This is a genomic window from Grimontia sedimenti (genome assembly GCF_011045095.1).
Taxonomy (GTDB): Bacteria; Pseudomonadota; Gammaproteobacteria; order Enterobacterales; family Vibrionaceae; genus Enterovibrio; species Enterovibrio sedimenti.
Genome location: NZ_JAALDL010000014.1, coordinates 121,987 through 144,347, shown reverse-complemented (window position 1 = coordinate 144,347; position 22,361 = coordinate 121,987). Strand labels below are relative to the sequence as shown.

General features: G+C 47.7%; 20 protein-coding genes. 10 read left to right on the top strand and 10 right to left on the bottom strand.

Features of this window, described 5'->3' with window-relative positions:
- The first annotated feature begins 1 nt into the window (after position 1).
- Positions 2 to 1,360: an ATP-binding protein gene (locus G5S52_RS17675; RefSeq protein ID WP_165016881.1), complete on the top strand. Its 1,359-nt coding sequence runs from the start codon at positions 2 to 4 to the stop codon at positions 1,358 to 1,360.
- A 95-nt stretch (positions 1,361 to 1,455) separates the two neighbouring features.
- Here G5S52_RS17675 and pgsA read toward each other — a convergent pair whose 3' ends face one another.
- From pgsA to uvrY, 3 genes are read right to left on the bottom strand one after another with little or no spacing between them, the layout of a single operon-like run.
- Positions 1,456 to 2,010 carry a CDP-diacylglycerol--glycerol-3-phosphate 3-phosphatidyltransferase gene (pgsA, locus tag G5S52_RS17670; protein ID WP_046306050.1) on the bottom strand — a complete coding sequence of 185 codons (555 nt, stop codon included), beginning with the start codon at positions 2,008 to 2,010 and terminating at the stop codon, positions 1,456 to 1,458.
- A gap of 42 nt (positions 2,011 to 2,052) precedes the next feature.
- Complete coding sequence (uvrC, locus tag G5S52_RS17665; protein WP_165016878.1) at positions 2,053 to 3,879, bottom strand: excinuclease ABC subunit UvrC; 1,827 nt, start codon at positions 3,877 to 3,879, stop codon at positions 2,053 to 2,055.
- A 15-nt stretch (positions 3,880 to 3,894) separates the two neighbouring features.
- Positions 3,895 to 4,539, bottom strand: coding sequence for a UvrY/SirA/GacA family response regulator transcription factor (gene uvrY / locus G5S52_RS17660; protein WP_002541347.1), 645 nt, complete (start codon positions 4,537 to 4,539; stop codon positions 3,895 to 3,897).
- 428 nt (positions 4,540 to 4,967) lie between these two features.
- Here uvrY and G5S52_RS17655 point away from each other — a divergent pair, with 428 nt between their 5' ends.
- The 4 genes from G5S52_RS17655 to uraH all read left to right on the top strand — a co-directional run bounded on the left by G5S52_RS17655 (position 4,968) and on the right by uraH (position 8,844).
- Positions 4,968 to 5,705 (top strand): type 1 glutamine amidotransferase, encoded by a 738-nt coding sequence (locus tag G5S52_RS17655; RefSeq protein WP_165016875.1) that lies wholly within the window; start codon positions 4,968 to 4,970, stop codon positions 5,703 to 5,705.
- 159 nt (positions 5,706 to 5,864) lie between these two features.
- Positions 5,865 to 6,749 (top strand): sulfotransferase family protein, encoded by an 885-nt coding sequence (locus tag G5S52_RS17650; protein WP_165016872.1) that lies wholly within the window; start codon positions 5,865 to 5,867, stop codon positions 6,747 to 6,749.
- 332 nt (positions 6,750 to 7,081) lie between these two features.
- Complete coding sequence (locus G5S52_RS17640; protein WP_165016866.1) at positions 7,082 to 8,293, top strand: MFS transporter; 1,212 nt, start codon at positions 7,082 to 7,084, stop codon at positions 8,291 to 8,293.
- A 197-nt stretch (positions 8,294 to 8,490) separates the two neighbouring features.
- A complete protein-coding gene (gene uraH / locus G5S52_RS17635) occupies positions 8,491 to 8,844 on the top strand; it encodes a hydroxyisourate hydrolase (RefSeq protein WP_165016863.1) in 354 nt (117 codons plus the stop codon).
- A 78-nt stretch (positions 8,845 to 8,922) separates the two neighbouring features.
- Here the strand turns inward: uraH and G5S52_RS17630 are convergent, their stop codons facing one another.
- Both G5S52_RS17630 and G5S52_RS17625 read right to left on the bottom strand, forming a co-directional pair.
- A complete protein-coding gene (locus G5S52_RS17630; protein ID WP_165016860.1) occupies positions 8,923 to 9,465 on the bottom strand; it encodes a cytochrome P460 family protein in 543 nt (180 codons plus the stop codon).
- 22 nt (positions 9,466 to 9,487) lie between these two features.
- Positions 9,488 to 10,102, bottom strand: a complete 615-nt coding sequence (locus tag G5S52_RS17625; protein ID WP_002541337.1) for a cytochrome P460 family protein — start codon at positions 10,100 to 10,102, stop codon at positions 9,488 to 9,490.
- 100 nt (positions 10,103 to 10,202) lie between these two features.
- Between G5S52_RS17625 and G5S52_RS24375 the strand changes: the two genes are divergently transcribed.
- On the top strand, positions 10,203 to 11,135 hold the full coding sequence (locus tag G5S52_RS24375; RefSeq protein ID WP_165016857.1) for an AraC family transcriptional regulator: 933 nt from the start codon (positions 10,203 to 10,205) through the stop codon (positions 11,133 to 11,135).
- A 41-nt stretch (positions 11,136 to 11,176) separates the two neighbouring features.
- Here the strand turns inward: G5S52_RS24375 and G5S52_RS17615 are convergent, their stop codons facing one another.
- From G5S52_RS17615 to G5S52_RS17605, 3 genes are all read right to left on the bottom strand, one after another.
- A complete protein-coding gene (locus G5S52_RS17615) occupies positions 11,177 to 12,997 on the bottom strand; it encodes a M28 family metallopeptidase (RefSeq protein ID WP_165016854.1) in 1,821 nt (606 codons plus the stop codon).
- Positions 12,998 to 13,377: 380 nt separating this feature from the next.
- Complete coding sequence (locus tag G5S52_RS17610) at positions 13,378 to 13,851, bottom strand: GNAT family N-acetyltransferase (RefSeq protein WP_165016851.1); 474 nt, start codon at positions 13,849 to 13,851, stop codon at positions 13,378 to 13,380.
- 54 nt (positions 13,852 to 13,905) lie between these two features.
- Positions 13,906 to 14,328, bottom strand: a complete 423-nt coding sequence (locus G5S52_RS17605) for a GNAT family N-acetyltransferase (protein ID WP_165016848.1) — start codon at positions 14,326 to 14,328, stop codon at positions 13,906 to 13,908.
- A gap of 275 nt (positions 14,329 to 14,603) precedes the next feature.
- On the opposite strand from G5S52_RS17605, the gene G5S52_RS17600 reads away from it, so the two are divergent.
- Positions 14,604 to 16,235, top strand: a complete 1,632-nt coding sequence (locus tag G5S52_RS17600; RefSeq protein WP_165016845.1) for an MFS transporter — start codon at positions 14,604 to 14,606, stop codon at positions 16,233 to 16,235.
- Here the strand turns inward: G5S52_RS17600 and G5S52_RS17595 are convergent.
- Both G5S52_RS17595 and G5S52_RS17590 read right to left on the bottom strand, forming a co-directional pair.
- Positions 16,232 to 16,918, bottom strand: a complete 687-nt coding sequence (locus G5S52_RS17595; RefSeq protein ID WP_165016842.1) for a ribonuclease T2 family protein — start codon at positions 16,916 to 16,918, stop codon at positions 16,232 to 16,234. The two genes, G5S52_RS17600 and G5S52_RS17595, sit on opposite strands and share 4 nt — an antisense overlap.
- 63 nt (positions 16,919 to 16,981) lie before the next feature.
- Positions 16,982 to 17,473: a DUF2867 domain-containing protein gene (locus tag G5S52_RS17590; RefSeq protein ID WP_165016839.1), complete on the bottom strand. Its 492-nt coding sequence runs from the start codon at positions 17,471 to 17,473 to the stop codon at positions 16,982 to 16,984.
- Positions 17,474 to 17,837: 364 nt separating this feature from the next.
- On the opposite strand from G5S52_RS17590, the gene G5S52_RS17585 reads away from it, so the two are divergent.
- From G5S52_RS17585 to G5S52_RS17575, 3 genes are all read left to right on the top strand, one after another.
- Complete coding sequence (locus tag G5S52_RS17585; RefSeq protein WP_165016924.1) at positions 17,838 to 19,001, top strand: NRAMP family divalent metal transporter; 1,164 nt, start codon at positions 17,838 to 17,840, stop codon at positions 18,999 to 19,001.
- A 195-nt stretch (positions 19,002 to 19,196) separates the two neighbouring features.
- Positions 19,197 to 20,210 (top strand): adenosine deaminase, encoded by a 1,014-nt coding sequence (locus G5S52_RS17580; RefSeq protein WP_165016818.1) that lies wholly within the window; start codon positions 19,197 to 19,199, stop codon positions 20,208 to 20,210.
- Between the two features lie 77 nt (positions 20,211 to 20,287).
- A complete protein-coding gene (locus tag G5S52_RS17575; protein ID WP_165016815.1) occupies positions 20,288 to 22,090 on the top strand; it encodes an amidohydrolase in 1,803 nt (600 codons plus the stop codon).
- Positions 22,091 to 22,361: the final 271 nt, after the last annotated feature.

Sequence of the window (22,361 nt, the reverse complement as noted above, 5' to 3'; positions counted from 1 at the left end):
TATGACGCGGAACATGATGCCCGAAATCCACAAAAGGGTGATGGTCACGTCCATTGCCATCATCCTTGCTTTCTCGTTAGGGCTTGGTGTGGTGATTAACCAAATTTATGTCAAAAGCTACATTGCCATGTATTCTGCCGACTTGGTGACAGAAGTCCCACATATCATCGGCGAGCTGAGACAAGACAACATGCTACAACTCGGTGAGAATGCCCCACATCACGATCAACCCATTCCCACTCCTTCCTCCAAGCAAACCAACTATCTGGCGTTTATCTGTGAACGTGAAGGCAATGCATCCTGGATGTCTTACGGCGCGCGCGATAACGGCATGAACAATGTCTGTCGCCATATTCCCTACTCTCTTTCTGGCCCAGACCTTATCTACTACAAAGAGCTACCGTATGTCGTCCACGTTATCTCTGAAGCGACTTACTCGACAGAAGAAGCATTCTTCGTACTTCGTGAAGTCAGCGCCCAACTGGAAAGTTTGTCTCAGATAAAACGTAAGACATGGTTATACATGGGGTTACTGTTTTCCATTGCCACAGGTTTACTCTATGCCGCCTCCTACTGGAGTTTCAGCCCGCTAAGAAAACTCGCGGGTGAACTGAATGAAATCGCGGAATCCCGCCGCGAAAAACTGGATTCGGATTACCCCAAAGAATTGGGAGATGTCACAGACGCGCTGAACCGGATGATCACCCTCAGAAAAGAGCAAACCCAACGCTATCGTCATGCAATGGATGATCTCGCACATAGCCTGAAAAGCCGCCTTGCCGCGACCAATGCGCTACTGGACGACAATACGTTAAGCCGCGAAGCCATGAGCAAACGCATCATAGAACAAGTCAGCCAAATGGATGACATGGTGCAGTACCAACTGAAACGCGCTTTGGTAGGTCAACGAGGTCTGGTTCGCGAAAAAACCGAGCTCAAACCTGTGTTAGACAGCCTCACAGGGATGTTCGCCAAGGTCTACAGTGATAAGCCAGTTAATATCACTAACCGTTTGGAAGCGTTGCCTTCTCTGCCGCTCAACAGAGCGGATTTAACCGAGCTACTCGGCAACCTTCTGGAAAACGCATTCCGTTTTTGTATCAGCGAAGTGCGAATCTCAAGCAGCGAGACCTCAGATCACTATGTGTTGACCATTGAAGACGATGGATTGGGCGTAGAAGAGTCTCTGCGTGAGTCCATCTTCCAACGCGGCGTAAGGGCAGACCAACTTAACCCGGGCACAGGGATCGGATTGGCGGTATGTGACGAAATCGTCGAAAGTTATGGTGGCTCAATCCGTGTGATTGATTCCGAACTTGAAGGCGCTGCCTTTGTGATGATTTTCCCTAAAGTCAGCTAGCATATTCATGGGAACAACGGTCTTTGAGCGCCGCTTTTATAAAGACAACAGAAACAAAAAAGGCCGCGATTGCGGCCTTTTCATTGGATTCAGGTTTAATTATCGGCATTCAGCAAGTCATCTTTCGCTGCCAGCAGATACTGGTACATCGACCAGTAAGTCAGTGCCGTCGCGATATAAAGCGCCGCGTAGCCAACATAAATAATCCACTCACTGTCGCGCCAAAGTAGCATGGTCAGCGCAAACATCTGGGCCGCTGTTTTGAATTTCCCTACCCAGGAAACCGCCACACTGGCGCGTTTACCCAGCTCTGCCATCCACTCACGCAACGCGGAAATAATCACTTCACGGGCAATCATCGTCGCCGCCGGAATCGTCACCCAAATAGAATTGTAATGTTCAGCAATCAGAACCAAGGCAATTGCCACCATGACTTTGTCGGCCACGGGGTCAAGGAAGGCACCAAAACGGGTAGTTTGTCCAAGGGTTCGGGCCAGATAACCGTCCAACCAATCCGTCGCACCGGCGATGACAAAAATCAGAGCAGCAGCGAAAGCTGACCATTCATAAGGCAGATAGAACGCGATAACAAAAACGGGGATTAATGCGATGCGTATAAGGGTCAGGATAATGGGGATATTCAGTCGCATACTTATAATACTTTGTGAGTGACGGCCTATGGTGCTTGAAAGTCATTGCTGTTGCAATGACGAATGAATCTTCTCGGCCAAAACACGACTTATACCCGGCACTTTGGCGATTTCTTCAACAGAAGCCCGCTTAAGTTCCTGAATTCCACCCATGTATTTGAGCAATGCCTGACGACGTTTCGGCCCAACGCCTTCAATTTCCTGCAACACACTGCTCTTGCGTGCTTTTGCGCGTTTCGCTCTGTGGCCGGAAATAGCATGGTTATGGCTCTCATCACGGATATGTTGGATGAGGTGCAGTGCGGGCGAATCAGAAGGCATAGAGAACTCTTCGCCCGTCACCTTAATCAGGGTTTCGAGGCCCGGGCGTCGCGTCGTCCCTTTTGCCACCCCCAGTAACAACGGATGTTTCGGCCAGTCGGCAAGCAGCGGCTTCACCACTTCCCATGCCCTGTTAAGTTGACCTTTACCACCATCAATCAAAATGATGTCGGGGATCTTTTCCGGATCGACCTGTTTGCTATAGCGACGCTCTAGCACTTGCGCCATTGCCGCATAATCATCGCCACCGGTAATGCCGGTAATGTTGTAGCGCCGGTATTCCTGCTTCACCGGCCCATCCTGGTTAAACACCACGCAGGAAGCGACAGTCTGCTCACCCATGGTGTGGCTGATGTCGAAACATTCCATACGTTTTACCGACTCCAGTTCCAGCGCTTCTGACAGCACGCTGAATCGGTTATGGATGGTCATTTTGTGATTGATTTTGCTGGTGAGCGCAGTCGCGGCGTTGGTTTGCGCTAATTTGAGGAAACGCGCGCGCGCACCGCGAGGTTTGCATTGCAGGTTCACTTTGCGGCCTGCGATATCGGACAACGCAGTCGCTAAGTCAGCTAACTCGTCACCCAAGTCCTGTCCAATCAAAATGCTGGTTGGAATCGTATTTCCTTCCGCCTGTTTCACATAGAACTGGCCGATAAAGCTCGAAACCAGCTCATTCACATCGGTATCAGCCGGCATTTTCGGGAAGTAGCTGCGGCTACCAAGCACTTTACCCTGACGCAGGAATAGCACGTGAATACAGGCCACACCGTTTTCGATGGAAACGCCGATAGCGTCCAGATCGTCATCGCTGTCTTGCGAAACAAATTGTTGCTCCTGCACGCGGCGCAGGGCCTGGATCTGGTCACGATATTCAGCCGCTTTTTCAAACTGCAACGCCTGGCTTGCGCCTTCCATCTTCTCCACCAGCGAAGCGATCACCTGACGGTCTTTGCCTTGCAGGAACAGACGGGTGAAATTCACCAGCTCATCGTAGTCTTCGTCTGAAATAATGCCTTTCACACAAGGGCCAGCACAGCGTTTGATTTGATACATCAAACACGGGCGGGTTCGGTTGGCATAAACGGAATCTTCGCACTGGCGGATGGGGAATATTTTCTGCAGTAAATACAAGCTTTGGCGTACCGCGCCTGCGTCAGGAAACGGACCAAAATACTCACCTTTACGTTTTTTCGCACCACGATGTACGGCAATTCGCGGATGTTTGCTCGCAGAGAGGAAGATGTACGGATAAGACTTGTCATCACGCAGCAGTACGTTATAACGCGGCAAGTGCTGCTTGATGAGATTGTGTTCAAGGATCAGCGCTTCCGTTTCGCTGTGTGTGATCGTGACTTCAACGTTGGCGATATTTTTCACCAAGGCGCGGGTCTTCTCCCCCGACACATTCGTGCGGAAATAACTGGAAAGCCGCTTCTTGAGCGATTTGGCTTTACCCACGTAAATGATCTCACCCGAAGCGTCCATCATTCGATAGACGCCGGGTTTGTCTGAGACTGTTTTTAGGAAATTTTTGGCATCAAACACAGCGAACAGAAATGGTTAAAGTGTTTCTGTGTCTAGCATACCATGACGAATCGCAAGATGGGTCAGTTCAACGTCACCATTGATACCTAACTTACTGAACAAACGGTAGCGATAGCTGTTGACTGTCTTTGGGCTCAGGTTCAGTTGATCTGAAATGTCAGTCACTTTCTGCCCTTTCGTAATCATCATCATGATTTGAAGCTCGCGCTCTGAAAGGTTTTTGAAAGGATTCTCCTGAGCAGGAGAAAACTGACTTAACGCCATTTGCTGTGCAATTTCCGGCGAAATGTAGCGCTGACCGCTGTTAACCGCGCGAATAGCATTCACCATTTCGCTCGCACCTGCACCTTTCGTGAGATAGCCAGCGGCACCCGCTTGCATCACTTTGGTTGGAAATGGATTTTCTGTATGAATTGTCAGAACAATAATCTTTGCGTCTGGGTTATAGCGTAGGAGCTTTCGCGTCGCTTCCAAACCGCCAATACCAGGCATGTTCATGTCCATCAAGATAATGTCTGCATGATTCGCACGACACCACTTGACTGCTTCCTCACCGCTTTCGGCTTCCCCTACCACTTTAACACCACGCTCGTCTTCAAGAAGACGGCGTATCCCTGTGCGAACCAGCTCGTGATCATCTACAAGGAAAACACTAATCAAGCTTGTTTCTCCACTATGATTTTGGCTCGCCATGCGCCGGGATGGCGCTCGACTTTGGATGCATCTTACTTGAGTTTAACCCAACAATAAAAGACCGAACACTTTGATTCTGTGTAAGAGAGCATGTTTTTATAGTGATTCAGTCATAATTTAAACAGCAAAGTGGATGAATCTGATACAGACAGATGATTCAACAGAAATTTTCCCATTGAGTACATAAAGTTACGCGCTGCAACCATTTTGCGGATTTATGAATGAATATCTAAAAAGCGCGACATACAGATATTCTTAATCAGCATATTTTATGCTTTTTTATGGATGCCATTAGCGTTTACTTACACATTAGGTTGGTGAAATCTGTCTTTTAGGTTCACTTTTCCAGTAAGCCTTCACAGTCACACAAACCATGCAAGGAGTGCAATATCGACATGAAGCTGGGCATTTTACTCTGTGACGACCACTACCCTGACTCCATCCCGACGTACGGACATTACGATGATGCCTTCAAGCGCATGTTTGAAGACAGTTGCATCTCCACATTCCAAAGCTATCGTTGCCACGAAGAAGATTATCCGGCATCCACCAATGAATGTGATATCTGGCTGGTCACCGGCAGTAAATGGGGCGTTTATGATACCGATCCCTGGATTGAAGTTGTTGCCCAGTTTGTGCGTGAATGCGATGAGCTTAATCGCCCTATAATTGGCATCTGCTTTGGGCACCAAATTATTCACTATGCGCTCGGGGGACGGGTTGAGAAGTCCGCTAAGGGCTGGGGAATGGGCGTGTATCCCATTGAGGTTCAAAACCCAGCAAACAAGCTAAATACCTCACTTTCTGATCAACTCAACTTGATTGCCTGTCATCAAGATCAAGTTCTCTCCCCTGCTTCTGGATTTGAAGTAATTGCCGGTTCGGACTTTTGTCCCGTGGCGATGGCCCAAAAATCTCATACCGCCCTCACGATGCAGTGTCACCCGGAGTTCACACCTGACTTTTTAGCCCAGCTCATTGAGCGTCTGAGGGAAAAAGCCGGTGACGAAGTTGTCGACAGCGCACTTGAGTCTCTGGAGCGCTTTGGCGAAGGAGATCGAAAGCAGGCTATTTCGTTGATCTTCGACTTTTGCCTTGCCCAAGGGAAAAATGACAACACCTTAAAACGATAACATGCGGCGATTCGTGTCGAATCGCCATTTCGCATTTTCATTTTGCAACCCAAGTTGGCTTCCCGCATTGCATACCGTTTTATCTCTATGAATTAATAACTTAATCACTCTGGCACTCTATTTGCTGCTTCTTGTTTTCAAACAAGAAGGAGTGTTGATATGAACAGAGCCTCTACCCTGAAGCAGCCGTTGATCTTTGTCGGGCCACCACGTTCCGGCGTCACGCTGATCTCAGACTTAGTCATGCATCACGAAGCCCTGTGTTGGCTTGACGAGAGCTTTGAAAAACACCCTAGATCAGACTTCCAGCACCGACTATTCAAACGCAAATGTGCATTCAGGAATAAAGCGCTGCAGGATAAATCCTTCTTTGGCTCTCTGGCACGGGAATTCTCTCCCACGCCTTCGGAAGCCATGAACTTCTGGGATGAACATACCCGCGAAGAAATCGACTTTTACCGTGGCTTTTCCCGTGGAAAACATGCCACCCCAGTAGAGATATCCTCTATCAGAGAAATTTTGAGTCGACGCGTTACCCTTTCAGATAAAAGCCGTTTGGCGTTGAGGTTCACTGGCCCCTCACGCCTTTGCTATCTGCACAGCATTTTCCCTGATGCCAAGTTCATCAATATCAACCGAGACCCCGCTTCAACGGTGCATTCAATGATTTCTACCGAAGATTGGGAATACCAAGGCAAGAACCTACTTTGGTGGCGAGGGGCCTATTCGTTACAGGAGTTGGCTCAGTACGATCGCCTGCGTGGTCATGCGGTAGCGGGCACCGCTTTCCAACTTAATAAGCTTATCCAAACCACCAAACTGGAAGCTTCTGAGTTAGACCTGAATATACTGACGCTGAACTACGAAGATTTTGTCGCATCCCCCGAGCATGTCATGGGACAAATACTGGATTTCGCCGAGCTCTCTTCAAGCAAAACGGTAGATGCTGCGCTTAAGCAAAATGAAATACGCTGCAGCAACAAGGTTCTCAAAATGCCCGCAACCGACGTCAACACCGTGTATACATGGTGCCCGGCAACTTAATGAGCTCTCAGTTATAAACCATGCGTTTTGCGCATGGCTTATTTGCATCTAATTCATTTGCTTCATATTCACAATATCCCTACCCTACGCGCTTCTTTGGCCCATTGGCCATTTCCACGCAGAGTCAACATGTATTCACAATCACTTTTTGCCCAGCTTGTCAGGTGGTTGCTGGTGCTGACAATCACTCTGGTTGGCGTTCAGCATTGCACACCTTTACAACGCGCTTTTGCCGACTACGCGGTGGATGGTGGTTGCCATCAACATCATCGAATGAATGACCAACACCAAGCCCACGGGTCTCACACAACACAATAAACAAAGGTAACTTAATGAGTATCTTCCGCTTCCCGCTGCTAGTGTGGCTGGGGATAGGGATTTTGATTATCAGCCTAGGGATCAGGCAATCGTTCGGTATCTTCATGATGCCTATCACAGACACCTTTCAGTCAGGCCGGGAATTTTTCAGCCTTGCTATCGCCCTTCAAAACCTTTTGTTTGGACTTTTCCAACCTTTCGTGGGCATGGCAGCAGACAAATACGGTGCCAAGCGCATCATTACCTTGGGTGGTTTAGCTTATGCGCTAGGTCTTTACCTCACTTCGATGGCAACAGGCACTGGTGTACTTTACATCTCAATGGGTGTTCTGATCGGCTTGGGACTGAGTGCAACCAGCTACGTGATTGTGCTAGGTGCTGTTGCCAAAGTGGTACCGGCAGAACACACCGCGAAAGCGTTTGGCCTGACAACGGCCATGGGATCATTCGGTATGTTTGCCGTTATCCCTGGCGCTCAATCTCTGCTCGCTAACTATGACTGGCAAACCGCCATGCAAGTGTTTGCGATGTGCTGCACGCTGATGGTCGCCTTTGCCGTGTTTATGAAAACGGCAGCGCCCTCATCTGCCTCAACTGGCCAAACAGAACCAGAACAAACGCTGAAAGAAGCCATGGCCGAAGCGTTCAGACACCCAGGTTATTGGCTTATTCATGCTGGCTTTTTTGTCTGCGGCTTCCAAGTGATGTTTATCGCGACGCACTTACCGAGCTACATCGCTGATAAAGGATTGCCGGGTAACACAGCGGCGATGGCACTGGCCTATGTCGGTATCTTCAATATCTTTGGCTCTTATTTCTGGGGCTTAATGGGCGACAGGTTTAATAAACGTTATGTCATGACCACGCTGTACATGATGCGTGCTGTGGTATTGACCTTGTTTATCACCGTGCCTCTAACAACCCATACCGCGACCTTGTTTGGCGCAGCGATTGGTTTCTGTTGGCTGGGAACCGTGCCGCTGACTTCTGGTTTGGTTCGTCAGATCTTTGGAGCGCGTTATATGTCGACGCTTTATGGTCTGGTGTTCTTTACTCACCAGATCGGCAGCTTCATAGGTGCCTGGGTTGGCGGTCGCGTGTTCGACTATTACGGCTCTTATGAGCCTATCTGGTGGACAACAGTGATGCTGGCAATAGCTGCAGCGCTTATCCACCTGCCGATTAACGACAAGCCTGTTGTGCGTCCCGCGCTGCAGAACGCGTAATGATATGAATCCGGGCCATCATGGCCCGGTTTTCCTTTTTTGCCCTTTCTCCATCGAGTCTCCTATCTGCTGAAAAATGCTAAAAGTTCAACTGAATTAGGCGCTTGCTCAAAGTTTTATCATTTTTTGTTGGGGTGCCAACGCAGCAAATGCTAATTTTTTGTTAAGACAAGAGCCTTTGAAATTGAGGTGGTGAAATGGGAAAACTGACCACACATGTTCTCGACACCGCTAGGGGAAAGCCAGCACAAGGTGTCAAAATCTCGCTGTACCGCATCGATGAAGAAGGTCTACATCCAGTGACCACAAGCATCACCAATGATGATGGTAGAACAGATACACCTCTCATCGAAGAAGGTTACCTTATTTCTGGTCAATACCAGCTGGTGTTTGCCACAGCCTCTTATTTCCAACATACCAACGCCCAGCTTGACGCTATCCCTTTCCTTGATGAGATTGTCATTCGTTTCGGCGTATCCGACCATAACCAGCACTATCACGTCCCACTGTTGGTCTCGCCCTATGGGTATTCGACATACCGGGGAAGTTAGATAAAAACTCTAGGAATAAAAAAGCCAGCACGTTGGCTGGCTTTGTTTTACGAGGGATTGTGCAATTAACCTGTTCTGTTATTCGCCAAGAATCGGATAGGCTTCGGTGTAGATCCAATCATTGGCTTTGGCAGGAACATGGCAGCCAAGACAGTCAGTCTTGTAATCTGCTGAGGCGTTCTTGTTCATGTCATCGGTTTTGAACAATGCCCAACCCCAACCGTCACCCCAAGAGCCATTATCGGAAAAGCGGCCTTCACCGTCTTTCACCATCACAAACCACTGTTTGAGATCGCCGGTCTCATGGCTGACGCCACTGCCCGTCGTATAATTGCCGGTTTTGTGCGCACGCAACTCTTTAACCAGCGTTGCACCATCTGGGAATTTGCCGTTTTTTCGAAACGCTTCCACCGTTTCTTTTTCGGTGTACACACCATGGAAACCGCTAGCGCCGCCCTCTGGTACAAACCAAGAACCTAAATGGACCATATTGGTTCGGAAATCGTTAGGGAAGCTGATGTTTCCTTTTTCATCCACGTAAGGTGAAAACGCATCGTTCGCAGCAAGCGCACTAAACGCTGTACCAGTGGCAAGCAAGCCGATAAGAAATGCCTTTTTCATAAATGACTCCATTATTTTCTTATTATTTCAGGCTAGAGCTGTGTCCGCCGCTTGCTGCCTCACCTTTCGCTTTGCCCGCACGCAGCACTGGGTAGTACTGAGTGAATACAAAGTCATCAGCCGCTGCTGCTTGGTGACAAGCGTTACAAGCTGCTGCTGGGAAAGCTTTCGCAGTATCAGTGAGCGCACTATGGTCAGGCGTTGAAAAGCTATAGTAAGACCAGTTACCCGGCTCATCTGGGTTCAGGCTTTTGCTTTTAATGGTGGCTTCCAAGCCAATGTAGTCACCCTGAAAATAACCATTACCACTGACTGCAGCCTTGCTTCCCACACTGACGAGCTCTTTGATGATGATGGTGCCATCTCTGAACTCACCCTTCTCTTTCCACACCGCCCAACTTTCTGGATCAATGTAAACGTTGTGATGCTCTGGGAAAGCCGCTTTGCCGTTGTTCATATCATTCGGTGTCACAGGCGTACCGACATACACCCACTCGCGGTAGCCGGTTGGTCTCTGAAGTTCACCATCTTTGACAGTGAAATACTCTTTGGCAAATGCCGAAGTAGAAACGAAACCGCCAGCTATAATCATTGAAGCCACAGTTAGTAGTGCTGCCTTGGTGTTTTTTACATCCATTTTCTCACCTCTAGTACAGTTGAGGTGCACCATCTTGGCACACCTTGCGTTAGTCTAAGCTAAATTACATAGCCATGATGTTACTAAGGGAATCAGAACGGTGCCTCAACGAATCAAAAGCGAAGAAACCTTTAATTATCTATCCGATGTCTTTGAAACTCTTAGATTTAAAGGCAGCATTTTCTTCAGTTCTGACCTCAGTGCACCTTGGGGCATAGCACTGGAGAAACGCGCGTTTCCACGCTTTCATATCGCACTCAAAGGAAACTGTTTTGTAGGGTTGGATAGCAATAAGCCTTTTCTCGCAAATGAGATGGATGTGTTTCTGTTACCGGGAGGTGATGCGCACTGGTTAGCGGACTCTCCTGACAATAAAAAGACCCTGAGTGACATCGCCATCGACGCTTGCGAACTGGGAAAACCGCTGTTTCAGGAAGGGCCTACCACCCACAAACTGATGTGTGGACTCATCATGTTCGACGCCGGACTCAGCCATCCGGTTGTTGACGCTTTGCCCCCTGTTATCCATATCAAGGATATTGGACACGACACAACCATTTGGCGACTCGTGATATCCATCGACAAAGAAATTTCGGAGCATGGATACAGGGAAAACCCTATTGTCGACAAACTTTCAGAAGCATTGTTTTTAAAGCTTTTGTCTCACTATTTAAACGAGACTACTGAAAGTTTTAGTTTCATCAAAGCAGTAAAGGATAAACGCATCCATGAAGCCTTGATGCTGATGCATCGCGAGCCCGGTAAAGACTGGACACTAGAAGAGATTGGAAGACACGTCGGTATGTCGAAAGCGACACTGGTTCGCCATTTTCAAGATGCGTTGGGTATGGCACCCATCGCCTATCTTAGCCACTGGCGTCGCTTAAAGGCCTACAACGCTTTGAAATACACCAATGACCCCATCGACAAAATCGCGCTCTCTCTCGGTTTTACTTCTGGACGGACACTAAGTCGCGCCCTGGTGCGAGAAATGGGCCTGACCCCTGCAGACATCAGGCAGCAAAACGAATAAAAAAGGGAGCCAAACGGCTCCCTTTTGTATAAGTCATTGTGTTACTTACGATCTTGGTCGAAATCACCGTGGAAGTGTCCGTGGTCTGCCACTTCACGTGAGGCTGACTTGATCTTCTCCCCGATACGATGTTCGTGCTCATGGTCATCATGAACTGCCAGTGTCCTCAGTGTGCGAGTTTCTGGTGCTGCATCCTGTTGGTTCTTGTCATCAGCATACAAATCTTCACTCATCGCATAGAAGGTTGCCACGTAAGCCAGTGCACGGGAGTTCATTTCCATTGCAACATTGTTCACGTTGTTGATGTCATCACACGCTTGGTGATAACACTTGTCGTAGGCAACATCCACTTCACCGCCAAACTGCTCAACTTCTTCGGCTGATTTGGTTTTCTCTGCACCGGTAAACAAGCCACCAAATGCGATGCCCCAATCTGCAAAGCCTGAATAGTCTGAACGTTTTGACAACGCCTGAGGAACCGTCACTTCGCCTTTATCAGTAAAGAACTCGTTGAACAAACCTTCAATATGGCCTGTGCCTTCCGGTGGCTCAAAGTCACCTGGGTACGCGTTATCAGGGCTGTCTTTGGTGTCTGACAAGTCGCCATCCATCACACCGTAGATGTAGTTTGGAGACGCGATCATATCGAAGTTGAGGTACATCTTAATCGGATTGATTTCCAAGTAACGTGCTTCGATAAGCTCATACTGCTCATCCGTCAGTTCGCTTGGATCCGTGATACCCAACTCTTCCATGATTTGTGCTTGCGCATCCGCGTAGTAGGCTCCGAATACTTCTCCGGTGTAATATTCAGAACCCACAAGACCCGCTTCTTCTGCCGCCCACCAAGCAAAACGTACTTTGTTTTTCTGGGTGACTGGCAGTCGCTTCATTTTCTTCTTAAGGCGGATAGCATATTCAAGAATCCCAGCTGAACCTGAACCATTGTCTTGAATACCAGGCCCTTCTTGGACTGAGTCCAAATGCGCACCAACCATGACAATCTGATCTGGGTCGCCTGCTTTGGTTTCAGCCAATAAGTTTTCCGTCACCACAATTTCGTCTTCGGTTTGAACAGAAAGTGCTGCGGTAATCGCACCTGACTCCAACGCGTCATACCATTCTTTACCGAGGTCATAGCGTGCTCCAAACGCTGGAATGGTGGCTTCTGAGTCGCTACCCAAAGTACCGTTCACCACGCTCTTACGGCCATCGTTGTTACCCTGATTAAATACGATAACACCGACTGCACCGGCATTTTCGGCGTTGACCACTTTTGAATCAAACGTACAGCCACCACGTTGAATAACGGCAACTTTGCCTGTCACATCGACGCCGTCAAAATCCGATGCCTCACAGCCATCGGTGTCGTCATAATCTGGTGATTCAAAATTAAAATCGGGAGTTACAAAAGCAATATCGGCGCTGATTGCACCATCTGAACTGCCAGAGTAGGACATGGCGGCGTAATCTGCTGGAATGTCATCTGTCGCATCACGGACATGTACAAGTTGTTGCCCATTAACGCTGAGGGTGGTGCCATCAAGCTCAACCCAACTGCGGAAATCAAATTCCTGCAGTGTTACCTCATAGCCATGTTTTTCTAGCGTCTGCTTAATGTAGTCAGCAGAATTTGCATAACCATCGGTACCCGCTGCACGGGTAATAGAATTGCCATCTGGTGTTGGAATGGCAGCTGCTTCGAGCGCTTCCAGATGATCAAACAGGTTTTTCTCTTTCATCGCTTTACTGACTTTGTTTGCAACCCATCTTGGATCTTCACAGCCTGCAAAGCCTGTTAGTAGTGCTGCACTCATTGCAATCACTACAAATTTTTTACCACTAACGTTGAATGTTTTCATTTTTGTCGTCCTTTTTAATTGACGTCATCAGTCAAACACTCAGCGTGTTAATTTTCAAAAAACTCATTTGGTCAATTTTTTGTTAAATGAAGGGGTGTCACAATTTATTAAGTAAAAGAGAGATGAACAACAATTAAAATAAATTCCCGCCTCAAGGTCGGGGTTTATAAAGATAAGACATGATTGTAAAGAAACATAATTAACACCGAATTTAATTATTTATTTAAACACGGCATGAATTAATATAGCCCAAAGTGACTGGTTCAACAGGAAAGATAAACATAAAAAGACATTTTAATTCAATCCAGCAATAAATATATGCATTTTACACTTGCACAGCCTTTCGGACTGAGCCCAAGATCTTGTCTGTCCAAGCGGCTTTATCTACGCAACATTAGCTTCATCACATGTTGAGGTCCCACTGGACCACCGTGATAAAGCGATCCTGTATCTTCAAAGCCTCCTTTAAGGTATGTCTGATAAGCAACCGAGTTTTTACAATTCACCGTCAGATAGAGCCAAGAGACATCAGGAAACTCGAGGGAAACGGAATCTGCCAATAATGAGACCGCCTTTTTACCGATCCCCTTTCCTTGGTAGCGATAATCAATAGCAAAACTTCGAAGCCCTACCCCTGTATTCCCTTCGCCAACGATTTCGGAATTAAAAGCAGTATCAATCTTGAAGTAGCCAACAATGAGATCGTCTTGGATAATCAAAAAGCGAATGATGTTTTCATCAATATCACTGATGAAATTCTCTGGTGAAGCCGTAAATTTCACCTGTTCTTCTGCTAAGAATATTTTAAGCACGCCATATTCATCTTCCTGTTTGAATTTTCTTATCGCTGTCATTCTTATTCCTTTAAACTCGTGCACTTCAGGATATTAGCAATCACTGATCGCGTTTCATTTATATATGTCAGGATGCCATATCTGCATTAACGAGTCAGGATTGGCAATCGGCGTAAAACCATACTTTTCATATAACCCATGTGCATCACGGGTTGCCAGCATGGTCCGACGAAGACCTTGTAGGTCAGGATGTGCCACAATGCTATCCATCAATACTCTAGCAATCCCCTCACCTTGACGCTCTCCCACCACAAAAACATCTCCCAAATAGGCAAATGTCGCCCGGTCAGTGATCATCCTGGCAAACGCTACCTGCGTGTCGTTTTCATCAAACACACCAAAACAGAGAGAATGTGCCAGCGCCTTTTCTAACGTCGCTTTTGGAATGTCTTTCGCCCAGTAGGACTCTGATATCACCTGATGAATGAGGTCGATATTCATGTGCTCTAATTGGTTGGATACGCGAAATCTTTCCATGATTCATTCCCTCAGATTTAGCAAAACTAGACCATACTCATTCATGAATAAGAAACATGTCGGATTTACGAGAGCCAGCAGTGAAAGCCTTTGAGTTCTCTCATTTCCACGTTCTCTCAGTGGTAACATTTTTAGGCTAACACGCATTTTTGAAGCTCAGGGCCGGTTTGATAGAAAACCCTCATAAAAACTTCATTTTTTTGCTCTTTAAACCACGCATAACAAAGCTCCAATTCATTTTTTTTTGGAGCTGACACTACTGGGCATATACGGACATGAAAGCAAATATATTCATACGGATACGACCCATCCTCTTCACGATATTTGGGTTTGCTATCAGCCACAACCTCTTTTTCGTCATGCTACCTATCCGCATGAAGGAAAACGGCTACCCGACTGCCGATATTGGTCTGGCAATGAGTATGTTTGCTGTAGGCGCAATTTGTGCCGGGTTGTTTGGTTCCCGAGCAGTGCTCCGTGCCGGACACATTCGCGCGTTTGCCTCCATGGCGGCAACCCTGTCGATTGTGTCTGTTGTTCATAGCTACACGACCGATATTGTTGTTACCGCCGCCCTGCGCGCGATTGCAGGCTTCTGCTATGTCACGTCATTTATCACGCTCGAAAGTTGGCTCAATGTACTGAGTGATCGAAGTAACCGAGGCCGAGTTTACGGCACCTACCAGATCTGTTTTGCGATTGGATTCGGCACCGCTCCCTTTCTTTTCAGCGCATTTAACGAAAACGACCCGCGGCTGTTTGGGGTGATTTCGGTATTCCTTTGTGTTTCCCTCATCATCATGTCAATGAGCCGTTTACCGGCACCGGAATTACCCAAACGCGCGACACCGATTTCTCTTAAAAAGCTCTGGCAATACTCCCCTTCAGGCACACTGGCTTGTTTCTGTGCCGGGTTGATTAATGCAGCCAGCGTTTCACTTATCTCTCTTTACGCTTACAGCAAAGGGATCTCTGGTATCTGGCTATCACTGATCCTGGGTTCTTACCAAATGGGCGGTTTGCTCACTCAGTTTCCAACCGGGTGGCTGGCCGATCGCTACGATAAACGTGTCGTAGCATCAGGTTTGATGTTGATGGGGATCATCAGCAACAGCTTGATAGTGCTTGATAACTTTTACCCTTATCCGATCGAATTGTTGGCCGTGCTGTTTTGGGTATCAGGTGGTTCAGGCGTGGCACTTTTCCCACTTGCTGTTACTCAAGTGTTTGACCACATTGAACAAAAAGAAGCGATGCCCGCCACCAGTACGATGCAAATTTTACTGGGCGTCGGTGGTGTCATTGGCCCGATTGTGGCGAGTTTCCTGATGAATGAGTTCGACGTCGTCTGGCTCTACTACTACATCATTTCGGTTCATATTTTCGTCTTTGTTTTCCTGATGGCACGTAAGCTGTTTGTTCGCACAGAAACATTGCCAGCGGCCTCTTCCTTCAAGGTCAACGTGCAACCTATGGGGAGTTCGAGTGATTATGACCCAATGATGGATTTCAAGGACATCGACAAAGCCAACCCAGAGCTAAAACTTCTCATCGCTGCGTTGGGCCAGAATCCATCCGATCCGGGGATTTTGATCCGACTCGCTCTACAAGGTTCTTCGTTGAACGCACATGACGTGGCGAAGAACATCGTGCTCGCCTATCCGAAAAAAGGTGGTGACATGCTACGCCACTTGATTGAGCAGTTCCCTAAACGGCGCTTGGAAGTCGCTTATTCACTGCATGACTTGTTTATTTTGAGGAAAGAGCGGATTAACAGCCTATTGCAGGAAGCGTTGTTAGATGGAGCCTCGGTTGAAGAAGCAGAGAAGATTAATGAGTTGCTCGACGACATCGCTAAAGCCAACAACAAAGCCGACGATAGCGATGCCGCCGAAAAGCCCGTTTAGCGTTTTCTCGGACAAGACATTAAGTTGAATGCCTTATCAAAGCAGATCCCAAATTCATGTCGGCTTTGATGCAGCCAAGTGTCTTTAAGCTCAGGATTGTTATCACGCATCCAGCGGATCGCTTTTTTGGCATTGAGATTGGCCGGCGGCAACTCAAATTGCTTCGCAAGCTCTAGCGTTTTATCGAAGTATTCTTCTGCCGTATCAAAGTCGCAAGCTCCATGCTTTTCCCACTGGCCTTGCAACAGACGTGTGCCTGGGCTCATACAAAGATATGGCTTGATGGTTTCCAGTGGCAATGGCGCTAAGTCGCCCTTGCAGAATCTCGGATGTCCTTTATTGTTGCCTGATTGATAAGCCTTTTCTGACTCTCCCCAAAGGCCATGGACAACCCAGCCAAAGTCATTCCCAGAGTCACATTGAAAGCGGACGGAATTTTCACGACCTTTTCGCTTCATCGCTTTACAAAAGCCCGGCGAATTGGAGTAAACCAACAGGAAGAAATCGGTAGGAATGTTTTTGTTTTGGTAGTCGAGACGGTTGTCATAGCGCAGGTTGAGGTCAGAGACATCAATATCACAGCTTTCAGGAGTTAAAGCGTGAGAGCTTGTTACTGAGCCGAAGAAAAGCGCTAAAGCAGCAACGAGCGAAAAGTGTTTTAGTGAAGGAAGGAATCGAAGCACAATGCATATCCTGATAACCAATAGATGGCTTGAAAGATATTATGCTTCGTATCAATTGTCACATCAGAGCTTCTTGAGTGTCGCTGGCACGATGATTTTATGTACTGGCCCAACAAAGAACATATATACCTTTCCGAGGGTATTTTTAACGTGAACAACAGAGCTCGCCGTCACCAACGCTTTGTCACCGTGAGGTTCAACAAAGAATGACAGCTTCACATCCAGATGTTTATCTCTGTCTTCCATGATCACTTCTGAGTGAGATTTGTAGATCATTTCGAAAATGCCGACTTTATCGCCCACCTGATAGTCATCCGCCGTTTTCTTTGGGTAAAAGTCATCGAGATTACCAAGGTGTTTTAAGCCCATTCTCGAAACCACTTCGTTGCGGATTTTCATCAGCTTGTTCACCCAATCCGGTGTGCTGTTCATCACCCGGAGATAAATCTCCATGGCAGATTCGCCCTGATAATCTATTTCTTTGGTGTAGTTATCTGCAAAGTAGGCATTATCCGAATAACGATAAAGCTCAGTGAAACTGGGTATTCCATCCATGATTTATCCTCTTTCATAATTTTTGACGATTCGTCACTTTTTATCAAGGTACCATATGCATAAAGAATTAGGTATGCCGGAATACATTTCTGGTCACAAAAGTCACCATCGAAAACCAAGATGAAAAAACCGCAAACTATTTGCGGTTTAATGATTGACTTGAAAGTAGGTTGCCATTAGCATCCGCGCCCAGCAAAAAGAGAGCTTACCAAGGCTCGTCTTTTCAAGAGCTTAACGGCTCTCTATCAGCTGATCCCGGTCAGTTGTTTTTCTTTTTTTAATAAATAGGAAGACAACAAAATCGGAACCCGGCATGACCGCAAAAGCACACACCCAACTCAACGCCAACTGACAATCCAAAGCCATTTTCAGCGTCGCATTCTTAATGGCTACCACTTCAGTTGGCCCCGGCTTTCTGACGCAAACCGCTGTTTTCACCAACATCTATAAAATCGACATGGCTTTCCCTGTATTTGCTTCCATGTTTATCACCTTCGGTATCGTGATGAACCTGTGGCGAATCGTGGGTGTTTCAGGCCTTCGTATCCAAGATATCGCGAACAAAATCGCGCCGGGTGCAGGCTACTTCATCGGTATTCTGCTGGCGTTAGGTGCCGTGGCATTCAACTTCGGTAACGTCAGTGGTGCTGCGCTTGGCATCAACGTGCTGACTGGTGTGGATACCACTTGGGGTGCATTGTTTACCGGTGTTGTCGGCTGTCTGTTGTTTGTCGTTCATAACGCATCAAAACGTATGGATCAGATGGCGCGCTACCTTGGCCTCTTCATGATTGTGTTGATCGCCTACGTGGCGATGACCAGCCTTCCTCCTATGGGGGAAACCTTATCCGCTGCGGTGATGCCAACAGATATGGGCAGCCTTTTGCTTCCGACACTGACGATTGTTGGTGGCGCTGTGGGAGGTTATTACACCGGCGCACAACGTTTGGTTGATATCGGCCTGCAAGGAAAAGAGAACGTTGAGCACATCAACAAAGCTGCCTGGGCAGGTATCTCCATCGCTGTCGTTATCCGCATTCTGCTTTTCATGGCTGTGTTTGGTGTGATTGCTGCTGGTGCAGTGCTGGACACTGCAAACCCAGCCGCGGACGCATTTCGCCAAGGCGCGGGCGAAGTCGGTTACTTTATCTTTGGTCTGGTGCTGTTCGTCGCGTCTATCACCTCGGTGGTGGGTAACTCCTACATGGCTATCTCACTGATCAAAACACTGTTCCCTGTGGTTGCCCGTAACGAAAAAGCCTGGTGCTGTGGCTTCATCATCATTACCAGCGTTGGTACTGTGCTGATGAACATGCCAATCCTGCTACTGATGCTTGCTGGCTTGGTAAACAGCATCATCCTGCCTGTGGTACTGGGGTTTGTGCTGACAGCGACACGGCGTAAAGACATCGTAGGGGATTACAAACACCCTATTTACCTGACCCTGACAGGTGCGGCGATTGTTGTCATCATGGCAATTTCGAGCCTGAGCAACGTGCAGAATTTTATGACTAAGTTCATCGGTTAAGCTTCCTTTCCTTGCAAAAATGCCGCCCGACAGTGGCGGCATTTTTGTGAACTTATGACAAGCTACCGTATTGCGAATTCCAAAATTTGACCGATGAGTCAACACCAACTAGTTTAGATCCATACAGCATTCCATTCTCAAAAATTAGCCCTACAGATATATACCTTTCAATAAGTTACGAACAGGGAGAAGACGATGGAAAAGTTTATCCGATGCTTGCCTAAGGTGGAGTTGCATCTGCATATTGAAGGTTCACTTGAACCCGAGTTGATGTTTGAACTCGCCGAAAGAAATGGCATTTCCACGCCCTATTCAAGCGTTGAGGAAGCAAGAAGCGCCTATCAATTCCAAAACTTGCAATCATTTCTCGATATTTATTATCAAGGTGCCAATGTACTTATTACCGAGCGCGACTTCTTCGATCTGACCTGGGCATATCTGCTGCGTTGTAAAGCCGACAATGTCATGCACACAGAAATCTTCTTTGATCCTCAAACCCACACTGACCGGGGGGTTGCATTCGATACGGCTATCAATGGCATCTACCACGCTCTTCGCCAAGGAGAGAAAGAACTTGGCATTACAAGCCAGCTGATCATGTGTTTTCTTCGCCACCTTTCCGAAGAAGCAGCCTTTGAAACATTGGAAATGGCGAAGCCTCACTTAAATCGGTTGGTCGGTGTTGGACTGGACTCTTCCGAAGTAGGTCATCCACCAGAGAAGTTCCAACGTGTATTTGCTGAAGCGCGAGCACTGGGGTTGAAAACTGTCGCGCATGCAGGGGAAGAAGGCCCTCCGAGTAACATCAGAGATGCGATTAATCTTTTGCATGTCAGCCGCGTTGATCATGGTGTGAAAAGCAGCGACGATCCCGAACTGGTAAAAGAGTTGGCGATATCTAGAATGCCCCTCACCGTTTGCCCACTCTCGAACATTAAGCTTCGCGTGTTTGACAAGATGGCAGACCACAACATCCTTAACCTGCTGAATCAGGGGCTCTGCGTGACCGTTAATTCCGATGATCCCGCCTTTTTCGGTGGGTATATGACGGACAATTTTATTGCCCTTAATAATGCTTTGTCTCCCAGCCCTCAGCAGCTGGCACAATTTACCCGAAATGCCATTGAAGCTTCTTTCGTCTCCGAAGAGCGCAAGAGGGAAATGATGCAAAATCTGGACGACTTTTGGGATAAACACGGCATACACTGATTTCAATCAGGTTATATACCCAAACGCACTGAATGACAGACGGGCTATGCCCGTCTTGTCTTTCCTGAGGAGTCTCTATGAAAGCTTCAATCGCTGCCCTTTCAGCGCTGTTTGTTTCCGCTCCAGTCTTAGCCACCAGCCCACCAAAACCGTTTGCCGACACCATTTACCACAACGCTCAGGTCATTACGGTCAATGATAAACAACCCGAGGCGGAGGCTGTTGCCATCCTCAAAGGAAAAATACTCGCCGTAGGGGAAGCAGAAGAAATTCTCAGGCTAAAGGGTGACAAAACCAAAGTGGTGGATTTAAAAGGTTTGACCATGATCCCCGGCTTTATTGATGCTCACGGCCACGTAATGAACACAGGCTTACAGGCTGTATCAGCCAATTTGTTGTCACCACCTGATGGCCCTGTGACTGATATCGCAAGCCTTCAACAAGCCCTGAGAAAATGGGCTGAAGTCCCCGTCAACAAAGCGCAGGACTTTATCATCGGCTTTGGCTACGACGATTCCCAGCTCAAAGAGCAAATTCACCCAACCCGCTTTGACCTGGATAAAGTCTCAACAGACGTTCCCATCTTGATCATTCACCAATCCGGTCATATCGGTGTCATGAACAGCAAAGCGCTGGAGATGATGAAACTGACGGCGACCAGCAAGAACCCACCAGGTGGCGTGATTCGACGTGTGAAAGACAGTGATGAACCCAATGGCGTGCTGGAAGAGTCCGCTTTCTTTGGCGCTCTGATCCCACTGTTCACGCAAATCAGCCCAGACGAAAATGAAATGCTATTCCGCGCAGGGATGGATTTGTACGCCAAGTATGGGTACACCACGGCGCAGGAAGGCCGCTCTATGTCTGACAGTGTCAAAACCATGTACGAGATTGCCCAGCAAGAGCCGCTTCCTATTGATGTAGTGGCCTACACCGACATTCAACTCGGCACTGACACCCTCACAGCACCTTACCTCAGCAATAGCTACACCAACGGTTTTCGCCTCGGTGGCGTGAAACTGACACTGGATGGCTCACCACAAGGGAAAACCGCATGGCTGACCAAGCCGTACCTGATCCCGCCAGAAGGGCAAAATGCAGATTATCGCGGTTATCCCATCATGTCTGATGAAGAAGCTGAGAAATATGTCGGCATGGCGATGGAAAATGGCTGGCAACTGCTAACCCACGCGAATGGTGATGCATCGATTGACCAATACATCCGCGCTGTGAAAAATGCAACGGCCAAATACGGCGCAAAAGAACGCCGATTCGTGGCGATTCACGCGCAAACTGCCCGTGAAGATCAGGTTCAAGCCTTCAAAGACCTCAATGTGATCCCTTCTTTTTTCCCCATGCACACCTTCTATTGGGGTGATTGGCATGCACAATCAGTGCTGGGTGATGAACGCGCAGAAAATATATCGCCCACGGGCTGGGCGCTGGACAGAGACATGATTTTCACCTCACATCATGACGCGCCCGTCGCTTTCCCAGACTCGATGCGGGTTTACTCTGCAACAGTTAACCGCATTACACGAAGTGGCCGTATTTTAGGTAAAGATCAGCGCGTATCCGCCATGACAGCGCTCAAAGCACAAACCATCTGGTCTGCGTATCAGCATTTTGAGGAAGACACCAAAGGCTCGATTGAAGTAGGCAAAGTCGCCGATTTGGTTTTACTTTCAGATAACCCTCTCACCATCGACCCGATGAAACTGGCGAACATCTCTGTGATGACGACGATTAAAAACGGCAACATTATCTACACCAAAGGCAGTGACAAAACAGCCCTAGAAAGCTGCGCCAGTTCAACCAAATGCCAAAAGCTCGCATCTCATACCATGATGATTGCTGGTCTTATTCCTCATAAACATTAATTGACTCAAGACCTTATTAAGCCGGGCGCAAATTTCAACATCGCCCGGCTTTTGCTGACAACGTCAACATGGCTTAGCGGCACGTTCTCATCACTTGTGGAGGGGTGTGAATATTTTCTCGGATAGACTTGTCATTCTATTCAACAATATGAGATAACGTCGCCCTGTTTTAAGCTGGCTAGCGCTTGCGGTTATGGATACCGCCACCAGATTTAGTCAAATACTCTCTCCAAAGCGCGCTAGAACGAAGACTCTCACTCATTATGGAAGA